The organism is Bathymodiolus azoricus thioautotrophic gill symbiont (assembly GCF_001298715.1).
GTDB lineage: Bacteria > Pseudomonadota > Gammaproteobacteria > PS1 > Pseudothioglobaceae > Thiodubiliella.
The window spans coordinates 1-1,466 of record NZ_CDSC02000102.1; the positions used below are offsets into that span (position 1 = coordinate 1).

Annotated in this window: 1 pseudogene; it reads left to right on the forward strand. The window is 31.7% G+C overall.

What is annotated here, in order from left to right:
* Positions 1 to 146: 146 nt before the first annotated feature.
* Positions 147 to 1,198: pseudogene (locus tag BAZSYMA_RS02030) on the forward strand (Fic family protein).
* Positions 1,199 to 1,466 lie beyond the last annotated feature (268 nt).

Sequence of the window (1,466 nt, forward strand, 5' to 3'; positions counted from 1 at the left end):
AAAATAAAAACCCACAAAACAACCTAAAAAGAGATCACTGCACAACACCCCAAAACCACCCACCAAAAACTAAAACCTCTATTTTTTGACTTATGGATAGTTGGGACAGTTAAAATACAATCTATTAAAAATACATCTAATAGATAATGCTTGAATTTTTGCCAGTTAAACAAGAGTTAGAAACTAAAGAGATTTTAAAAAAATCCATTAGTGCCAATAGAGCGTTGGCAATTCTCAATGAAACGGCAAAAAGCGTACCTAATCGTTTTATTTTGATTAATGCCCTAACCTTGCAAGAAGCAAAAGACAGTAGCGAGATTGAAAACATTATCACCACCCATGATGAGCTTTATAAGGCAGATTTAGACTTAAAAAGTGCCACTAAAGAGGCAAAGGAAGTTAAAGGCTATCAAAGTGCTTTATTGCAAGGGGTGGATTTAATCAACAACGGTATTTTATCGATTAATGATATTGTCAAAATTCAAGGTATTTTAGAGAATAATGATGCAGGTATCAGAACGCAAGTAGGCACTAAGTTAAAAAATGATAAAACGGGTGAAGTAATTTACGAGCCACCACAAGACTATCAAGAAATCATTAAATTATTTAACAATCTTGAAAGCTACATTAATGAAAAAAACGATTTAGACAGCCTTATAAATATGGCAATAATCCATTATCAATTTGAAGCTATCCACCCTTTTTATGATGGCAACGGCAGAACAGGCAGGATTATCAATATCTTGTATCTGATGCTTAATGATTTACTAGATTTACCCGTATTGTATCTAAGTGGTTACATAATCAATAACAAGGCAAAATACTATCAACTGTTGCGAGAAGTGGACGCTAAAGATAACTGGCAAGGTTGGATTTTGTATATGCTTAATGGTCTGGAGCAGACAGCCACACAAACCACGCTTTTAATTAATGATATTACTAATTTAATGGGTAAAACCAAAAAATTATTAAAGAAAAATTGCCAAAAATTTATAGCAAAGATTTAATAGAAATATTATTTCGTCATCCTTATACTAAAATTGATTTTTTGGTGGAAGATTTAAGTATTACAAGGCAAACAGCATCAAAACATCTACAAGAAATTGAAAAATTAGGGGTGTTGCGAAATATCAAAGTGAAAAACAGTAATTTTTATATCAATATTGAATTACTAGAAAGGTTAAGAAAAGGAATATAGATTAACATAGGTTTTAACAATGTTAAAATATTAATTAAAATTCAATATAGAATAGAGCTGAATTGAAAAAAGTGGCTTGAAATGTGTCTAGGTTGATTGGACCATTGCACATTAGTAGAGGATAGTTTGTAGTTTAAAATGTTCATAAATGCAGTAAGGTTTGGTTGTGTATAAAAGGGACATGGTTGTCTTTTGTGTTTTCACCCAATGGGTGAAGCGGTTTTTGATTGAAGCCATTATACCAACTGGGATTTGTGCGTTTTTTTAG